The organism is Opacimonas viscosa (genome assembly GCF_024199005.1).
In the GTDB taxonomy this organism is placed as follows: domain Bacteria; phylum Pseudomonadota; class Gammaproteobacteria; order Enterobacterales; family Alteromonadaceae; genus Opacimonas; species Opacimonas viscosa.
Genome location: NZ_JANATA010000078.1, coordinates 1 through 283 on the forward strand (window position 1 = coordinate 1; position 283 = coordinate 283).

At 48.4% G+C, this 283-nt stretch carries 1 protein-coding gene; it reads left to right on the plus strand.

Translation table 11 applies throughout. From position 1 onward, the window contains the following. Positions 1–283: gamma-glutamyltransferase (locus NLF92_RS12760; protein ID WP_254102582.1), on the plus strand; the 283-nt coding region annotated here is incomplete at both ends.

A 283-nucleotide genomic window follows, 5' to 3' on the forward strand; every position in this document is an offset into this window, starting at 1 on the left:
ACCCAGACAGTTAACCAAAGCGGTGTTTGCCGAGCGTGGTTTGCATCAAATTCCAAAATTTGGTCCGCTACCCGTTTCTGTCCCTGGCGCTGTAGATGGCTGGTTTGCACTACACGAAAAATTTGGCAAGCTGCCCATGTCTGCGCTGCTTACGCCGTCTATCAAATATGCCCGTGAGGGGTTTCCTGTTTCAGAAGTCATTGCCTATTACTGGCAGATGAATAAAGAGCGAATTGGTCACTATGACGGCTTCGCAGAGACTTTTCTTATCGACGGGAAAGTA